The sequence below is a fragment of the Noviherbaspirillum sp. genome, from assembly GCF_035254685.1.
Lineage (GTDB): Bacteria > Pseudomonadota > Gammaproteobacteria > Burkholderiales > Burkholderiaceae_D > Noviherbaspirillum.
The window spans coordinates 20,265-37,079 of the sequence record NZ_DATFAI010000032.1 but is presented as its reverse complement, the minus strand read 5'-3'; the positions used below and the strand labels follow the sequence as shown (position 1 = coordinate 37,079).

10 protein-coding genes are annotated in these 16,815 nt (G+C 63.2%); 9 read left to right on the top strand and 1 reads right to left on the bottom strand.

Annotated features, from left to right (window positions below):
* Nucleotides 1-37 precede the first annotated feature (37 nt).
* The 3 genes from VJ698_RS14750 to VJ698_RS14740 are packed head-to-tail and all read left to right on the top strand — an operon-like array spanning nt 38 to nt 7,829.
* Nucleotides 38-3,133: an efflux RND transporter permease subunit gene (locus VJ698_RS14750; protein ID WP_324103592.1), complete on the top strand. Its 3,096-nt coding sequence runs from the start codon at nt 38-40 to the stop codon at nt 3,131-3,133.
* On the top strand, nt 3,130-6,381 hold the full coding sequence (locus tag VJ698_RS14745) for an efflux RND transporter permease subunit (protein ID WP_324103539.1): 3,252 nt from the start codon (nt 3,130-3,132) through the stop codon (nt 6,379-6,381). Before VJ698_RS14750 ends, VJ698_RS14745 begins: the two co-directional genes overlap by 4 nt.
* Nucleotides 6,378-7,829 carry an efflux transporter outer membrane subunit gene (locus VJ698_RS14740; RefSeq protein ID WP_324103538.1) on the top strand — a complete coding sequence of 484 codons (1,452 nt, stop codon included), beginning with the start codon at nt 6,378-6,380 and terminating at the stop codon, nt 7,827-7,829. The genes VJ698_RS14745 and VJ698_RS14740 overlap by 4 nt, the downstream gene beginning before the upstream one ends.
* A 4-nt stretch (nt 7,830-7,833) precedes the next feature.
* On the opposite strand, the gene VJ698_RS14735 is transcribed toward VJ698_RS14740, so the two are convergent.
* Nucleotides 7,834-9,297, bottom strand: coding sequence for a PLP-dependent aminotransferase family protein (locus tag VJ698_RS14735; protein ID WP_324103536.1), 1,464 nt, complete (start codon nt 9,295-9,297; stop codon nt 7,834-7,836).
* Nucleotides 9,298-9,398: 101 nt separating this feature from the next.
* On the opposite strand from VJ698_RS14735, the gene VJ698_RS14730 reads away from it, so the two are divergent.
* From VJ698_RS14730 to VJ698_RS14705, 6 genes are all read left to right on the top strand, one after another.
* Nucleotides 9,399-10,376 (top strand): threonine dehydratase, encoded by a 978-nt coding sequence (locus VJ698_RS14730; protein ID WP_324103535.1) that lies wholly within the window; start codon nt 9,399-9,401, stop codon nt 10,374-10,376.
* Nucleotides 10,377-10,391: 15 nt separating this feature from the next.
* The gene (locus VJ698_RS14725; RefSeq protein WP_324103534.1) at nt 10,392-11,273 is read left to right on the top strand and encodes a DMT family transporter; all 882 of its coding nucleotides are present in this window, start codon (nt 10,392-10,394) and stop codon (nt 11,271-11,273) included.
* A gap of 37 nt (nt 11,274-11,310) precedes the next feature.
* The gene (locus VJ698_RS14720; protein ID WP_324103533.1) at nt 11,311-11,769 is read left to right on the top strand and encodes a RidA family protein; all 459 of its coding nucleotides are present in this window, start codon (nt 11,311-11,313) and stop codon (nt 11,767-11,769) included.
* A 40-nt stretch (nt 11,770-11,809) separates the two neighbouring features.
* Nucleotides 11,810-13,036, top strand: a complete 1,227-nt coding sequence (locus VJ698_RS14715) for a pyridoxal-phosphate-dependent aminotransferase family protein (RefSeq protein ID WP_324103532.1) — start codon at nt 11,810-11,812, stop codon at nt 13,034-13,036.
* A gap of 136 nt (nt 13,037-13,172) precedes the next feature.
* The gene (locus tag VJ698_RS14710; protein WP_324103531.1) at nt 13,173-14,366 is read left to right on the top strand and encodes a PLP-dependent aminotransferase family protein; all 1,194 of its coding nucleotides are present in this window, start codon (nt 13,173-13,175) and stop codon (nt 14,364-14,366) included.
* Between the two features lie 307 nt (nt 14,367-14,673).
* The gene (locus tag VJ698_RS14705; RefSeq protein ID WP_324103530.1) at nt 14,674-16,788 is read left to right on the top strand and encodes a DUF4214 domain-containing protein; all 2,115 of its coding nucleotides are present in this window, start codon (nt 14,674-14,676) and stop codon (nt 16,786-16,788) included.
* Nucleotides 16,789-16,815 lie beyond the last annotated feature (27 nt).

The window sequence follows — 16,815 nt, the reverse complement described above, 5'->3', positions numbered from 1 at the left end:
ATGGCAGGCCGGACGCCATCCCGAACAGATTGAAAGCATGAGTCCCTCCCGTCCCTTCATCCTCCGGCCGGTTGCCACATCGCTCCTGATGCTGGCCATCGTATTGGCCGGCATCATCGGCTACCGGTTCCTGCCGCTGTCGGCGCTGCCGCAAGTGGATTTTCCGACCATCCAGGTGCAGACGCTCTATCCGGGCGGCAGTCCGGAAGTCATGAGCCGCAGCGTCACCGCGCCGCTGGAACGCCAGTTCGGCCAGATGGCCGGCCTGCAGCGCATGAGTTCCACCAGTGCCGCCGGCGTTTCCATCATCACCCTGCAGTTCAGCCTCGGTCAGACGCTGGACGTGGCCGAGCAGGAAGTGCAGGCCGCGATCAATGCCTCCGGCTCGCTGCTGCCCGCCGACCTGCCGGCGCCGCCCGTGTACGCCAAGGTCAATCCGGCCGACGCGCCGGTGCTCACTCTTGCGATCACCTCCGACACGCTGCCGCTGACCGAAGTGCAGAACATCGTGAATACCCGGCTTGCGCTCAAGATCAGCCAGGTGTCCGGCGTCGGTCTCGTCACGCTCTCTGGCGGGCAACGGCCGGCGGTGCGCATCCAGGCCGATACGCAACTGCTCGCCTCCTACGGCCTCGGCCTCGACAACCTGCGTACCGCTATCGCCGCGGCGAATGCCAACAGTGCGAAAGGCAGCCTGGACGGCCCGACGCGCGCTTTCACCATCAACGCCAACGACCAGTTGCTGACCCTCGATGACTACAAGAACCTGATCGTCGCCTACCGCAATGGCGCGCCGGTACGCCTGTCGAACGTCGCGCAGGTGGTCGACAGCGCCGAAAACGTCCGCCTTGCCGCGTGGTCCGGCATGAAACCGGCCATCATCCTGAACGTGCAGCGCCAGCCCGGCGCCAACGTGATCGCCACGGTCGATGCGATCAAGGCACGCCTGCCCGAGCTGCAGGCCAGCCTGCCGGCAGCCCTGCGCGTCGACGTGCTGAGTGACCGCACCAACGGTATCCGCGCCTCGGTCGAGCATGTGGAAATCGAACTGATCCTCGCCGTGGTGCTTGTGGTACTGGTGATCTTTGCCTTCCTGCATGATCTGCGCGCCACCGTGATCGCCAGCCTGGCTGTCCCGATTTCCCTGATCGGCACCTGCGGCGCGATGTACCTGCTCGGCTACAGCCTCAACAATCTCAGCCTGATGGCACTGACCATCGCGACCGGTTTCGTGGTGGATGATGCCATTGTGATGATCGAGAACATCGCGCGCTACGTCGAACGCGGCGATCCGCCGATGCAGGCAGCGCTCAAGGGCGCGGCGCAAATCGGCTTCACCATCATTTCTCTGACCGTATCGCTGATCGCGGTGCTGATTCCGCTACTGTTCATGGGCGATGTGGTCGGGCGGCTGTTCCGCGAATTCGCCGTCACGCTGGCGATCACGATCCTGATCTCGGCCGTGGTGTCGCTGACTCTGGTGCCGATGATGTCGGCACGCTGGCATTCCGCGCCGGAGGGCAGCCGGCATGGGGTTGGTGCACGCATGCAGGCGATGTTCGAGCGCATCATCCATCGTTACGACAGGGCGCTGCAATGGGTGCTGGAACACCAGCCGCTCACCTTGCTGGTGGCCTTGGCCACGCTCGCGGTGACGGTGCTGCTCTACGTGGTGATTCCGAAAGGACTCTTCCCCGTGCAGGATACCGGTCAGTTGCAGGCGCGCGTCGAGGCGGCCGAGAGCGTGTCCTTTGCGCGCATGTCCGAGTTGCAGCAGCAGGCGGCCAAGGTGATTCTTGAAGATCCCGATGTCGCCACGCTCAGTTCACTGGTCGGCGTGGATGCCGCCAGCAACACCATGCTGCACACCGGCAGCATGCTGATCAACCTCAAGCCCGGCCGCAGCAATGCGCAGCAGGAGACGATGGAACGCCTGCGCGAGCGCGTCAGCCGCATTCCCGGCCTGCGGCTCTTTCTGCAGCCGACGCAGGACCTGACGATCGATGCCGAGACTGGCCCGACGCAATTCCGCGTATCAATGGAGGGCGCCGATAATGCCACGGTCGTGCAATGGGCGAACCGGCTCGCGCAACGCATGCGGGAAAGTCCGGCACTGCGCAACGTGGTGTCCGATGCCGGCGCGACCGGTACGGCAGCCACGATCAACATCGACCGCGACACCGCCTCGCGTCTCGCGATATCGGCCTCGACCATCGACGACGCGCTCTACAGCGCCTTCGGTCAGCGCATCATTTCGACCATCTTCACCCAGACCGACCAGTACCGCGTGATTCTCGAGGCACGGCCCGATGTGGCAACACCGGCCTTGCTCGGCCAGTTGCCGCTGCGCACCGGCTCGGGCAAGACGACGCCGCTCAATGCGGTAGCAAGCATCACCGAGCAACCTGCGCCGCTGCAGATCACCCACGTCGCGCAATACCCGGCCACCACCATCGGCTTCGATACGGGCGCGGGCACTTCGCTGGGGCAGGCGGTCGATGCCATTCGTCAAGCGGCGAAAGACATCCAGCTGCCGCCGTCGGTCAGCCTCACCTTCCTCGGTGCGGCTGGCGCCTACCAAGCCTCGCTGACCAACCAGCTCTGGCTGATCCTCGCGGCAGTGGTTTGCGTGTACATCGTGCTCGGCGTGCTGTACGAAAGCTATATCCATCCGCTCACTATCCTGTCGACGCTGCCATCGGCCGGTGTCGGCGCATTGCTCGCGCTCATCATCGCCGGACATGACCTCGGCGTAATCGGCATCATCGGCATCATCCTGCTGATCGGCATCGTGAAGAAGAACGCGATCATGATGATCGACTTCGCCATCGACGCCGAACGCAATGAAGGCCGGACGCCGCGCGAAGCGATCCACCAGGCGGCGCTGCTGCGCTTCCGGCCCATCCTGATGACGACGCTGGCTGCGCTGTTCGCCGCCTTGCCGCTGATGTTCGGCTGGGGCGAGGGCGCGGAACTGCGCCGCCCGCTCGGCCTGTCGATCTTCGGCGGCCTGATCGTGAGCCAGATGCTGACCTTGTTCACTACGCCGGTGATCTATCTCGGCTTCGACCGCCTCGGTCGGCGCTGGTCGCGCCAACCGTCAGGCGACGCAGCAGGTGGAGGCGCGCAGTGAACCTGTCAGCGCCCTTCGTCCGCCGGCCGGTCGCCACGGTCCTGTTGACCGTCGGTCTTGCGCTGGCCGGCATCGCCGCCTTCTTCGTGCTGCCGGTTTCGCCGCTGCCGCAAGTCGATTACCCTGCCATCTCGGTCAGCGCCCGCCTGCCCGGCGCCAGCCCGGAGACCATGGCGTCCAGCGTGGCAACGCCGCTGGAGCGACGGCTCGGCGTCATCGCCGGCATCAATGAAATGACCTCCAGCAGCGGCACCGGCTCCACGCGCATCAGCCTGCAGTTCGACCTCAACCGCAAGATCGATTCCGCCGCACGCGAGGTGCAGGCGGCGATCAACGCGGCGCGCGTGGACCTGCCGGCGACGCTGCGCAGCAATCCGACCTACCGCAAGATCAATCCGACCGACGCTCCGGTCCTGATCCTCGCGCTCACCTCGCAGACGCGTTCGGCCGGCCAGATCTATGACGAAGTGTCGAACATCGTGCAGCAGAAGCTGGCGCAGGTGCCTGGCGTCGGCGACGTGGAACTCGGCGGCGGCTCGCTGCCCGCGGTGCGGGTGGAATTGCTGCCGTTTGCGCTCAGCCGCAATGGCATCAGCATGGAAGACGTGCGGGCGGCGATCCAGGCCAGCACGGCCAACCGCCCGAAAGGCGCGGTGGAAGGCGATGGACGACGGCTGCAGATCTATTCGCAGGCGGTAGAAGGCGGTCGGCGGCCCATGGCGGCGGATTATCGCGGCCTGGTCGTGGCCTGGCGCAATGGCGCGCCGGTGCGCTTGTCGGATGTGGCGGAAGTCAACGACAGCGTCGAGGATACCCACACGCTCGGCCTGTTCAACGGCCAGCCGGCGGTGATCGTGCTGATCACCCGGCAGCCCGGCGCTAACGTCATCGAGACGGTGGACAACGTGCGCGCCTTGCTGCCGACGCTGCAGGCGCAGTTGCCGCCCGACGTACGGCTGCAGGTCGCCTCCGATCGCACCCATTCCATCCGCGCTTCACTCAAGGAAATCGAGATTACGCTGCTGATTGCGCTGGTGCTGGTGGTGCTGGTGGTGAGCGCCTTCCTGCGCAACGCGCGCGCTACCGTGATTCCCGCCGTAGCGACCGTGGTGTCACTGCTCGGCACCTTTGGCGTCATGTACCTGCTTGGATTCAGCCTGAACAACCTGAGCCTGATGGCGCTCACCGTCGCGACGGGTTTCGTGGTGGATGATGCGATCGTAGTGCTGGAGAATACCGCCCGCCACATCGAAGGCGGGATGGACCGATTCCGGGCGGCATTGCTCGGCGCGCGCGAGGTCGGTTTCACCGTGCTCTCGATCAGCCTGTCGCTGGTCGCAGTGTTCATTCCACTGCTGTTCATGGGCGGGCAAGTCGGACGCCTGTTCCGCGAGTTCGCGGTTACGCTATCGGCGGCAGTGCTGATCTCGATGGTGATCTCGCTGACCACCACGCCGATGATGTGCGCGTGGCTGCTCAAACCCGGCGCCGAGACGCGCCCGCCGGGCAGGGTCGCACGGGTGTTCGAGCGCGGCTTCGCCCGCCTGCTGCGCGGCTATGCGCACAGCCTGGAATGGGCGCTGTATCACCGCTGGCTGATCATGCTGATCCTCGCGGCGGTGATCGGATTGAATGTGTATCTCTTCATCGCCGCACCGAAAGGATTCTTTCCGCAGCAGGACACCGGACAGCTCAATGGCGGCCTGCGCGCGGACCAGAGCATTTCCTTCCAGGCGATGCAGGGCAAGCTGCGCGAGATCGTGAATATCATCCGCAAGGATCCGGCGGTCGAGACCGTGGTCGGGTTTACTGGCGGCTTCCGGGCCGGCGGTGGCTTCATGTTCGTCAATTTGAAGCCGGCTTCCGAGCGCACGGAAAGCGGGCAGGCGGTAATCGCACGCCTGCGTCCGCAACTGGCGCGTGTCACCGGCATCACGCTTTTCCTGAATCCAGTACAGGATGTGCGCATGGGAGGGCGCTCGTCGACATCCACCTACCAGTACACCTTGAAGAGCGACAACCGGGCCGACCTGCAGCGCTGGGCGACGCGACTGGCCGATGCGATGAAGCATCAACCCGCGCTGATCGACGTCGATACCGACCAGGAAGATACCGGCGTCGAAACTTTTGTCGATGTTGATCGTGAAAGCGCTGCGCGCCTCGGCATCAATTCGCGCGATGTCGACAACGCCTTGTACAACGCCTTCGGGCAGCGCCAGGTCGCGACCATTTATGACGAGCTGAACCAGTACCACGTCATCATGGAGGTCGCGCCGCAATACGCGCGCGGCCCGCAGGCGTTGGGAGATATTTACGTTCCCGCCAAGGCCAATGGCAATGTACAGACGGGCAGTGCGAACACCAGCACAAACAGCAGTACAAACACCAGCACGCCCGCGGTCATCAACCCGGGCCTGCGTGACCAGTCCAGCGGACAAGCGATCAGCACCACGCCGTCCACCATGGTGCCGCTGTCGGCGTTCGCCCGTTTTTCCGAACGCGCGACGCCGGGATCGATCAGCCATCAGGACGCCGAACTTGCGACGACCGTGTCGTTCAATCTCGCCGACGGCTACAAGCTCGGCGATGCGCAGGTGGCGATTGCACAGGCGGAAGCCGAGATCGGCATGCCGATCAATGTCCGCGGCAGTTTCCAGGGCACCGCGCGCAGCTTCCAGGAATCGCAGTCGCAGCAGCCGATGCTGATCGTCGCAGCGATGGTTGTGATCTACATCGTGCTCGGCATCCTGTACGAAAGCCTGGTGCACCCGGTCACGGTGCTGTCCACGCTGCCGTCCGCTGGTGTCGGCGCGGTGCTGGCGCTGCTGCTGTTCAACATGGAGTTTTCCATCATCGCGCTGATCGGCGTGTTCCTGCTGATTGGCATCGTGAAAAAGAATGCCATCCTGATCATCGATTTCGCGCTGGAAGCGGAGCGTGCGCGCGGTGTCTCTTCGATCGAAGCCGTGCGCGAGGCCTGCCTGCTGCGCTTCCGGCCCATCCTGATGACCACGCTGGCCGCAGCGCTCGGCGCGCTGCCTCTCGCGATCGGCTTCGGCGAAGGCGCCGAATTGCGCCGGCCGCTGGGCGTGGCGATCATCGGTGGACTGATCGCCAGCCAGCTGCTGACCTTGCTGACCACGCCCGTCGTTTATCTGCTGCTCGACAAGCTGCGCCGCCGCAAGCCCGATGAACGCCAACTCAGCCGGACTGCGCATGCACCGCAGCCAGGCATCGAACCGACATGAAGCGATCTACCATGCATTTTCTTTTCCCACTCTCCCACCGGCGTTTGCTGCACATCGCGCTCCTGCCCGTCCTGCCGATCCTGGTTGCGGGCTGCGCGCTCAGCCCGGTGTATGAACGTCCGGCGACGCCTGCGCCGACGGCATTCAAGGAGGCGCAGGGATGGGTCGCAGCCGTGCCCGGCGATGCGCTGGATCGCGGCAAGTGGTGGAGCTTGTTCGACGATCCGGTGCTCAACGATCTGGAGTCCGCCGTCGAGATATCGAACCAGAACGTCGCCGCCGCCACCGCTGCCTATGCGCAGGCGCGCGCACTGGTGGAGCAACAGCGTGCTGCCTTGTTCCCGGTGGTGTCGCTCGATGCCGGGGCATCTCGTTCGGGAGGTGGCACCTCAAGCACGCGCACCACGACCGCCAGTCGCAGCGGCAACAATGTGCAGCTGAGTCTCGGCGCCACCTGGGAGCCGGATGTCTGGGGCCGTCTGCGCGGCGCGGCGAACAGTGCCAGCGCGAGTGCGCAGGCCAGTGCGGCAGATCTCGCGTCCGCGAAGCTGTCTGCGCAGGGTGAACTGGCCGCGAATTATTTCTCGCTGCGCCTGGCCGACGCACAGGGCGCCTTGTTGCGCGATACGATTGCGGGCTATGAGCGTGCGTTGCAGATCGCGCGCAACCGTTATGCCGCCGGCATCGCCACCAAGACCGATCTGCTGCAGGCGGAAACCCAGCTGGCCAACGCGCAGGCGGATGAAGCCGGCGTCGTGCGCCAGCGCGCGCAATTCGAGCACGCCATTGCGGTGCTGGTCGGCAAGGCGCCGGCCGAATTCACGCTTGCGCCTGCTGCCTGGTCCGTGGCCGTGCCGCAGGTGCCGACCGGGGTGCCGTCCACCCTGCTGCAGCGCCGGCCCGACATTGCCGCCGCTGAACGGCGCGTGGCCGCCGCCAATGAACAGATCGGTGTTGCGCGTGCTGCCTTCTTCCCGAACATCGGGCTGAACGCTTCCTATGGCTCGTCCGGCAGCCGCGTGGCGGACCTGTTCGGTGCCGGCACGTCGTTATGGTCGCTCGGCCTGTCAGCGGCGCAGACGCTCTTCAATGCCGGTGCGACGAGCGCAAAGGTCGCCGGCGCGCAGGCGGCGCAGGAAGAGGCGGCGGCGCGTTATCGCCAGACAGTGCTTGCTGCATTCCAGGATGTCGAGAACCAGCTGTCCGCGGCGCAGGTGCTGGCGCGTCAGCAGGATTTGCGGCGCCAGGCATCGCAGGCCGCGGACGAAGCGGAACGCCTGATGCTGAACCGCTATCGCGCCGGACAGGTATCGTTCTCGGAGGTGGTCAGTGCGCAGGCGAGTGCGCTCAGTGCACGACGCGCACTGGTGCAGGCGCAGGCGGATCGCCAGACTGCAGCCATCGCGCTGATCCAGGCGCTCGGCGGCGGATGGCATGCCGAACCCTGATAATTCAAAGATGTTTTTCGAGGATGCGCAGCACGCCGCCCTGCGCCAGGTTCGCGATGTTCACTCGCATGCGCGTCGAAGGCAACTGGCTCGGCGAGAAAAGACTGCCCGGCGCAAGCAGATAACCTTCCTGTAATGCCTTTTCCGCCAGCACATTCGTGTCGCAGCCGGTGTCGGCCCAGAGGAACATGCCGGCCGGAGCCGAGATATCGATTTTCACGCCGACGCGCTCCAGCTGCTTGATGGTCTTGTCGCGTACGGCATCCAGTTTGCCGCGCAGGCGGTCCACGTGCTTGCGGTAGTGGCCTTCGGAGAGGATCTTGTACACGATTCGCTCGCCCAGGTCCGAGGTGGTGAGCGTTGTCAGCATCTTGCGGTCGGACAGCTGCTTGGCCATCTCGGCGGAAGTGGCAATGAAGCCCACGCGCAGGTTGGCGGCCAGCGTCTTGGAAAAGCCGCCGAGGTAGATGACGCGGTTGAGCTGGTCGAGCGCCGCAATGCGCGTGGCGGGCTGCACTGCGCTGCCGGGGTGCAGATCGCAATAGATGTCGTCTTCCACAATGGTGACGTCATGCTGCTCGGCGATCTTCAGGATCTGGAAGGCTTTCGCTGCCGACAGCGAGGTGGAGGTCGGATTGTGCAGCACTGAATTGATCACATACAACTTCGGCTTGTGCGCCGCCACCAGTTCCGCCAGTTTCGCGATGTCCGGCCCATCCGGCAGGCGCGGCACGCCGACCACCTTCGCGCCAAGCGTGGCAAAGGAACCGAACATCAGAAACCATGCCGGGTCGTCCACCAGGATAGTGTCGCCGGGCTGGGTGAAGTGGCGCGCGATGAGGTCCAGCGCCTGCGTGATGCCGGAGGTCGTGACGATCTGCTCCGGGGTAACGGCGATTTCGAGTTCGGCCAGTTTCGGTTGCAATTGCTGCCGCAGCGGAAGGAAACCCTGCGGATTGCCGTATTGCAGCAGCAGGTTCTGGTGTTGCCGGCTGATGGCGCGCAGCCCGTTGGCGATCAGCTCGCCATCCAGCCAGTCACTCGGCAACAAGCCAGAGCCCGGCATTTTCTCCGGCGGATGCTGACGGAACATGTTGCGCACCAGCCAGACCACGTCCAGTTGTTGCGGCATTGTCTCCACGGCGCGCGGCATGTTGCCCGTCGCTGCGATCGGCGAACGCTCTCGCACATAAAAGCCCGAGCCGCGACGCGATTCCAGATAGCCCTTTGCCACCAGCCGGTCATAGGCCTCTACCACGGTGAAGCGCGACACGCGATGCGTCTCTGCAAACTGCCGGATGGAGGGCATGCGCGCGCCGCTGCGCAAGAGCTTGTCGTCGATGCGCGACTCGACGGAGCGCACGATCTGGTCCACCAGCGATTCGCCGGCCTGGCGCGACAGCACCGCCGGTGCGGCAAGGCTGAGGTCGGCGGAAGAGGCTTTACGAGCTTGGGCTGTACTGGTCATTTTGCCGTGACAATGGTCGGAATTATTTGTTGAACTGTACTGGTACTGTATCGGTAATGTCGATTAGGATAGTTCAACCACAACCAAACTGCAACCACACCATGCGCCTTTCGCTGCCTGACAGACATGAACTCGAATCCGCCGCGCAGATCGTGTACCGCGCGATGCCCCCCACGCCGCAGTACAGCTGGCCGCTGCTCAACGAGGCGCTCGGTACCGAAGTGTGGATCAAGCACGAAAACCACACGCCCACCGGCGCCTTCAAGGTACGCGGCGGCCTGGTCTACATGGAGGGGCTGACGCGTCGCGCGCCGCAGGTCGCAGGCGTGGTGTCCGCCACGCGCGGCAACCACGGCCAGTCGGTCGGCTTCGCGGTGCGCCGCCATGGGCTCAAGGCGACGATCGTCGTCCCGCACGGCAACAGCAAAGAAAAGAATGCGGCGATGCGCGCGCTTGGCGTCAACCTGGTCGAGCACGGCAACGAATTCCAGGAAAGCCGGGAGCATGCCGCGCGCCTCGCGGACGAGCAGCGCCTGCACATGATCCCGTCCTTCCACCGGGACCTCGTCAACGGCGTGGCGAGCTACTGGATGGAACTGCTGACGGCGCAGCCCGACCTCGACACCATCTTCGTGCCGATCGGACAGGGTTCCGGGATCTGCGGTGCCATCGTGGCCCGTAACGCACTGGGGCTGAAGACGCGCATCATCGGCGTGGTCTCCGCGCATGCGCTCGCCTACAAGCTGTCGTTCGAGCAGCAACGCAAGATCGAATCACCGGTGAGTACCAAGACCGCCGACGGCATGGCCTGCCGCGTGCCGGACGAGGAATCGCTTGCGCTGATCATGCAGTACGCGGACGATGTCGTCGCGGTAACGGATGAGGAAGTCGAGGCGGCGATGCGGCAGTACTACGTCGCCACGCATAACGTCGCGGAAGGCGCGGGCGCGGCACCGCTCGCTGCCGCGATGCAGATGAAGGACAGCGTGCGCGGGCGCAAAATAGGCCTTCCGCTATGCGGCGGGAATGTCGACCATGACCAGTTCGCGCGGATTCTTTCAGCGCATTCCTTGACCTGAAGCGAAGGACGCAGCATGAGCGCTGTCATCACACAGGAAAGCCGCGGCATGTGGCTCGGTACGATCGGCGTGGCCATCTTCAGCCTCACCTTGCCGTTCACGCGCATGGCGGTTGCCGAACTCAACCCGGTGCTGGTTGCGCTCGGCCGTGCGGTGGTGGCAGCACTTTGCTCCGCTGTCCTGCTGTGGTGGATGGGCGCGCCGCGTCCGACGGCAACGCAGATGCGCGCACTGCTGATCACTTCGCTGGGCGTGGTCATCGGCTTTCCGGTCTTTTCCTCGATCGCGATGCGGTACGTGCCGGCGTCGCACGGCGCCATCGTGCTTGGCATCCTTCCGCTTGCCACCGCGCTGGTCGGCGCCTTGCGATTCAAAGAGAAACCGTCGCCCGGTTTCTGGATCACGGCGCTGATCGGCAGCGCCATCGTCGTGAGCTTTGCATTGTGGCAAGGCGGTGGAGAATTGCATGCGGCGGACCTTGCCCTGTTCGTTGCGGTCATCGCGGCGGCGCTGGGTTATGCGGAAGGCGGCCGCCTGTCGCAAACCATGGGTGGCCAGCAGGTGATTTCCTGGGCACTGGTACTTTCCATGCCGGTCCTGCTGCCGGTCACAGTGTGGCTGGGATGGCGCTATGGCATCACCGCCTCGCCGAAGGCATGGATAGGATTCGGCTATGTTTCCTTATTTTCGATGTTTATTGGGTTCTTCTTTTGGTATAAAGGACTGGCGCTGGGCGGTATCGCGCGGGTGGGACAGGTGCAATTGCTGCAACCTTTCCTGACCCTGATCGGCGCCGCGCTGATCCTGGGCGAGGCACTGGATGCGCGCAATATCCTGTTCGCGCTCGCCGTCATTGCGGTGGTCGCCGTTGGACGCCGTACGACGATCCGGAGGTAAAATCATCATCTTTGCATTGTGTTCAATGGAGCCCATCTTGTCCGTCTACGAAAAACTTAAAGCACTCAATATTGAACTGCCCACCGTCGCTTCCCCCGCGGCTGCGTATTTGATGTATGTACAGACCGGCAACACCGTATTCATTTCCGGCCATATAGCAAAGAAGGATGGCAAGCCCTGGGTCGGCCAGCTTGGCAAGAACATGAGCACCGACGAAGGCAAGCAGGCCGCGCGCGCGGTGGCCATCGACCTGCTCGCCACCCTGCAGGCCGCATGCGGCGGCGACCTCAAGCGCGTCAAGCGCATCGTCAAGGTCATGAGCCTCGTCAATTCAACGAGCGATTTCACCGAGCAGCACCTGGTCACGAACGGCGCATCCGAGCTGTTCGGCGAGGTGTTCGGCGAGCAGGGCCGGCATGCGCGTTCGGCATTCGGCGTGGCGCAGATCCCGCTCGGCGCCTGCGTTGAAATCGAACTGATCGCAGAAGTTGCCTGAACCGCACCAATACCTCGCCCTTTACTGACCGGCCCGCTCTATGGAAACCTATCATCCGCCTTCCGTCGTTTCGCTCGACCACATCCTTCCCGAAGAACCCTTGCTGATGATGGGCGCTGGTCCTGTGCCGATTCCGCACAAGGTGGCCTACGCCAATTCCATCGTCATCAACCATCTCGGCGAGACGATGAACAAGGTGATCGAGCAGGTCAAGGAAATGGGCCGCTACGTATTCCAGACGGCGTCGAGCCATGTACTCGGCGTGGCGGGCCCGGGTTCGGCGGCTATGGAAATGGCGGTCTGCAACCTGGTCACCCCTGGCAGCAAGGTGCTGTCGATCTGCAACGGCTACTTCAGCCGCCGCATGGCGGAGATGGCGACGCGCGTCGGTGCGGAAGTCACTGTCATCACCGTGCCGGACAATGAAGCCGCCGATCCCGATCTGATCGAACAGCACCTCAAGCAGGGCGAGTACAGAACGCTCACCATCGTACAGGGCGAAACCTCGAACACCGTCTACAACCGCCACCTGGAAGCGATCGCACGCCTCGGGCATGCCTACGGCTGCATGGTGATCGTGGATGCGGTCTGCACGCTCAGCACTATGCCGCTGGAGATGGATCGCTGGAAGGTGGACGCGGTGATCACCGGCGGACAGAAGGGATTGTCCTCGATTCCCGGCGTGTCGCTGCTGGCGTTTTCAGAGAACGCCTGGAAGCGCATCGAAGCGCGCGACAAGCCGATCACGCACTGGTGCCTCGATGCGCTGCTGGCGGACAAATTCTGGAACCAGAAGTCCTACCACTACACCGCGCCGGTCTCCGGCATCCTGGCGCTGCATGAAGCGCTGCGTCTCGTCTGCGACGAAACGCTGACGCGCCGTTTCCGTCGCCATGAAGTCTGTTCCAAGGCGCTGCAGCGCGGCATCGAAGCGATGGGCCTGAAGCTGCACGTGCCCGAGCCGGTGCGCCTGAATTCCGTGGTCGGCATCACCGTTCCGGACGGGATTTCCGGCGACGCGGTGCGAACGCACATGTCGCGCGTGCATCGCGTGGAGATCTCCGGTTCCTTCGGCCTGAACATCGTGCGCATCGGACAGATGGGCGAACAGAGCCGCGCGCACAACCTGTTCCGGACGTTGCATGCCTTGGGATCGAGCATGCAGTATGCCGGCGCGACACTCGACCTCCCGGCCGGCATCGCCGAACTTGAGAAGGGATTGTCGGCGAAGTTTTCCGGAAGCGACTCGGAGGCGCAACTCCAGTAATCCTGTTTTCGGACGGCATCTACCCGATGCCGTCCTTCCCTGGCCGCCACAAGCAGGCCTGACAACAAGGCAAATGTGATTCGCCCCGCCATCCGGGAACAACGCAGATGCCGCCATCATTCAAGTGAGACAAGCAATGAAAATGGAAAACCCGACACCGATGCAATGGAAATTCTCCGAGCGCGCGCAGCAGTTGCAAAGCTCTGCGATCCGCGAAATCCTGAAGGTGACTGTACGCCCCGAAGTCATCTCCTTTGCTGGCGGATTGCCGTCCCCTGAAACTTTCCCGGTCGAGAAAATGCGCGCCGCCTTCGACACCGTGCTGTCGAACCAGGGCAAGGTTGCGCTGCAATACGGCCCGTCGGACGGCTACGCTCCCTTGCGTGAATGGATTGCGAATTCCCTGTCGGTCAACGGCGCGAAGATTGTACCGGAGCAGGTGCTGATGGTGTCCGGCTCGCAGCAGGGCCTCGATCTGCTGGCCAAGGTGCTGGTCGACGAAGGCAGCAGGCTGCTGGTCGAAACGCCAAGTTATCTCGGCGCGCTGCAGGCCTTTTCCGTGTACCGCCCGCAATTCGTCTCCGTCGCCACCGACGAGCACGGCCTGCTGCCCGAGCATGTCGCCAGCATCGGGCAGGGCGCGAGCCTGCTGTACGCTTTGCCGAATTTCCAGAATCCGACCGGCCGCACGCTCTCCGTCGAACGCCGCGCCGCGCTGGTCGACACCTGCGCGCGTCTTGGCCTGCCGCTGATCGAGGACGATCCCTACGGCGCGCTGTGCTATCGCGGCGAGCCGTTGCCGAAGATGGTGACCATGAACCCTGACGGCGTGATCTACATGGGTTCCTTCTCCAAGGTGCTGACGCCCGGCATCCGCCTCGGTTACGTGGTTGCGCCGGTGCCGCTGATCCGCAAGCTGGAGCAGGCCAAGCAGGCCGCTGACCTGCACACCGCGCAGCTGACGCAGATGGTGGTGTACGAAGTCGTGAAGGATGGTTTCCTTGCCGAGCATATCCCCACGATTCGCAAGCTGTACGCCGATCAATGTCATGCGATGCTCACCGCACTGGATGAATTCTTCCCCTCGGGCGTCACCTGGACGCGCCCGGAAGGCGGCATGTTCATCTGGGTCACGCTACCGAAACATATCGACAGCATGAAGCTGCTCGATGAAGCAATTGCAGAGCATGTCGCTTTCGTTCCCGGCGGCCCGTTCTATGCAAATGCGCCGGAGAGCAATACGCTGCGGCTGAGCTTCGTCACGGTGCCGCCCGAGAAGATCCGCGAGGGCGTAGCACGCCTTGGAAAGCTGATCGCTGCGAAAATGTAGGTCAGTTCAGGGCTGTTTTGCGTGTCAGCCAAATGCCGCAGTGTTGCAAGCACTGCGGCATTTTTTGTTCGGACGACGCGGCGCTACTTGCCATTTCGTCAGGACGATAAAACAACATCCTTCCGTCGCTCGCGCCATCCCGCCGCCACGTCATTGCCGGACTTTCCGCCGCTGGTGTAACATCGGTTGAACTTGCTTCGCTGCAAGTATCCGGATCGCATGCATCGAAGCGGCTCTCCGGCCCTCGCTGAATTCCCTTCCGCGCAGTACGTTCGCAGCGCAAGCCTCCACCGAATCATCCTGGAACATGAACATCTCCGGCACAAGCACCGCCGATACGCTTGCTGGAACAGCAGGCGACGATCAATTAAACGGCCTCGACGGCAACGATACGCTTTTCGGATACGACGGCAACGACATCCTGGAGGGTGGTGCGGGCAACGACACGCTGGACGGCGGAACCGGCAACGACCTCCTGCTCGGCGGCTCCGGCAATGACTATTACATCATCCGCGACCGGCATGCGAGCATCTACGACAGCAGCGGCACCGATGGCGGCATCGTGTATGTCGACTTCTACAAGACCAATGCGGATGTCGAGAGCTGGTCCTGGGCGTCCGGCGTGCAGCGCCTGCCATACTGGATCGATGCGCTGTTGCCGGGCGATGCTCCCGGGTTCCAGCCGATGCTCAACGGCAGCAAGACGCTGTATTACTGCTTTCCGGCTACGCCACCGTCGCAATTCTCCAGTGACGACAGTAACGGATTCACGCCATTCAATGCGCAGCAAAAGGCGTTCGTGCAGCAGGCACTCGCCTATATATCAAGCATCATCGACATCCACTTTGTCGAGACCACTGATCCCGGGGCGCTGAACACCATCGTCTTTGCCAATAACATCCAGAGCACATCCGTCGGCTACGCCTACTATCCCTACGACGGTGCGATCGGCAGCGATGTCCTGCTGGACAACTCCACACCAGGCAACCTGACGCCGCAGGACGGCCAGTATGCCGCGCTCACGCTGATCCACGAAATCGGGCATGCGCTTGGGCTGAAGCACACCTTCTCGCATGTGTCTGCCGATGGTACCTACGGAGAAGGGCCCTATCTGCCTTCGGCGGAAGAGAGCACGCAATGGTCGGTGATGAGCTACACCGACCGACCGCAGGACTATCACCTGCGCTATTCACCCTTCGATATCGCCGCGCTGCAGTACCTGTACGGTCCCAGCACCGCTGTAACCACAGATAACGTCTACACGCTGCAGACCGCAAGCACCAACTTCATCTGGGACGGCGGCGGCAATGACACCATCGACGGCTCGGCGGTCACGCAGCCGATTAACCTGTACCTCGAACCGGGTTACTGGGGCTACATCGGCTCGAAGTCTTCGCTGATCTCATCCGCCGGCCAGATCAGCGTGAACTTCGGCACGGTGATCGAAAACGCAAAGGGGGGAAGCGGCAACGACTGCATCGTGGGGAATGCCGCGGCCAACCATATCTGGGGCAACGGCGGCAATGACAACCTGACCGGCGGCGGGGGCGACGATGTGCTCGACGGCGGAACCGGGGTTGATACGGCCGTCTATGCCGGGTTACGGAGCAATTACACCATCGCCAGAAATGCCACGGGATATACCGTCATTGATCGTGCCGGCACGGAAGGCTGCGATTCACTGCTCAATGTCGAGACGATCCAGTTTTACAACCTGTCGCTTACGCCGGATAGCGATGCGAGCGTGGGCAAGACCTGTATTGGGACGGCGTCAAACGACATCATCGACGGCACGAGTGGCGACGACATCCTGTCTGGCAATGACGGCAACGACCGTCTGATCGCGTGTGCCGGCAATGACGTCATTGACGGTGGCGCCGGCCTGGACAGCGTTGTCTTTTCCGGAAACCGTAGCAATTATGCGATCTACAAAACGGCCAGCGGATTGACGGTGGTCGACAACACCGGGTCGCAGGGCACCGACGTCCTGTCCAATGCGGAACGTCTTGTTTTCGACAACACGGCCTTGGCTTTCGACATCAATGGCGATGCAGGCATGGCTTATCGCCTCTACCAGGCCGCGTTCAATCGCGCGCCGGACCTGCCTGGACTCGGATTCTGGATCAATGCGCTCGACGCCGGTTTTTCGCTGATGAACGTCGCCTCGGGTTTCTATTACTCCGACGAGTTCCGCTCGCTGTACGGCACATCACCTTCGAATGCCGATATCCTCACCCACTACTACCAGAACGTGTTGCACCGCGCCCCAGATGCCGAAGGATTCGCGTGGTGGCTGAATGTGCTGGATAACGGCGTGGCGTCGCAGATACGCGTGCTGATCGATTTCAGCGAGAGCCCGGAGAACCAGGCGCAATTGATGGGCGTGGTGCAGAACGGCATTGAATACACGCCGTATGTGTAAAGGAAACGCGGCTGCGCATCTCGCGGT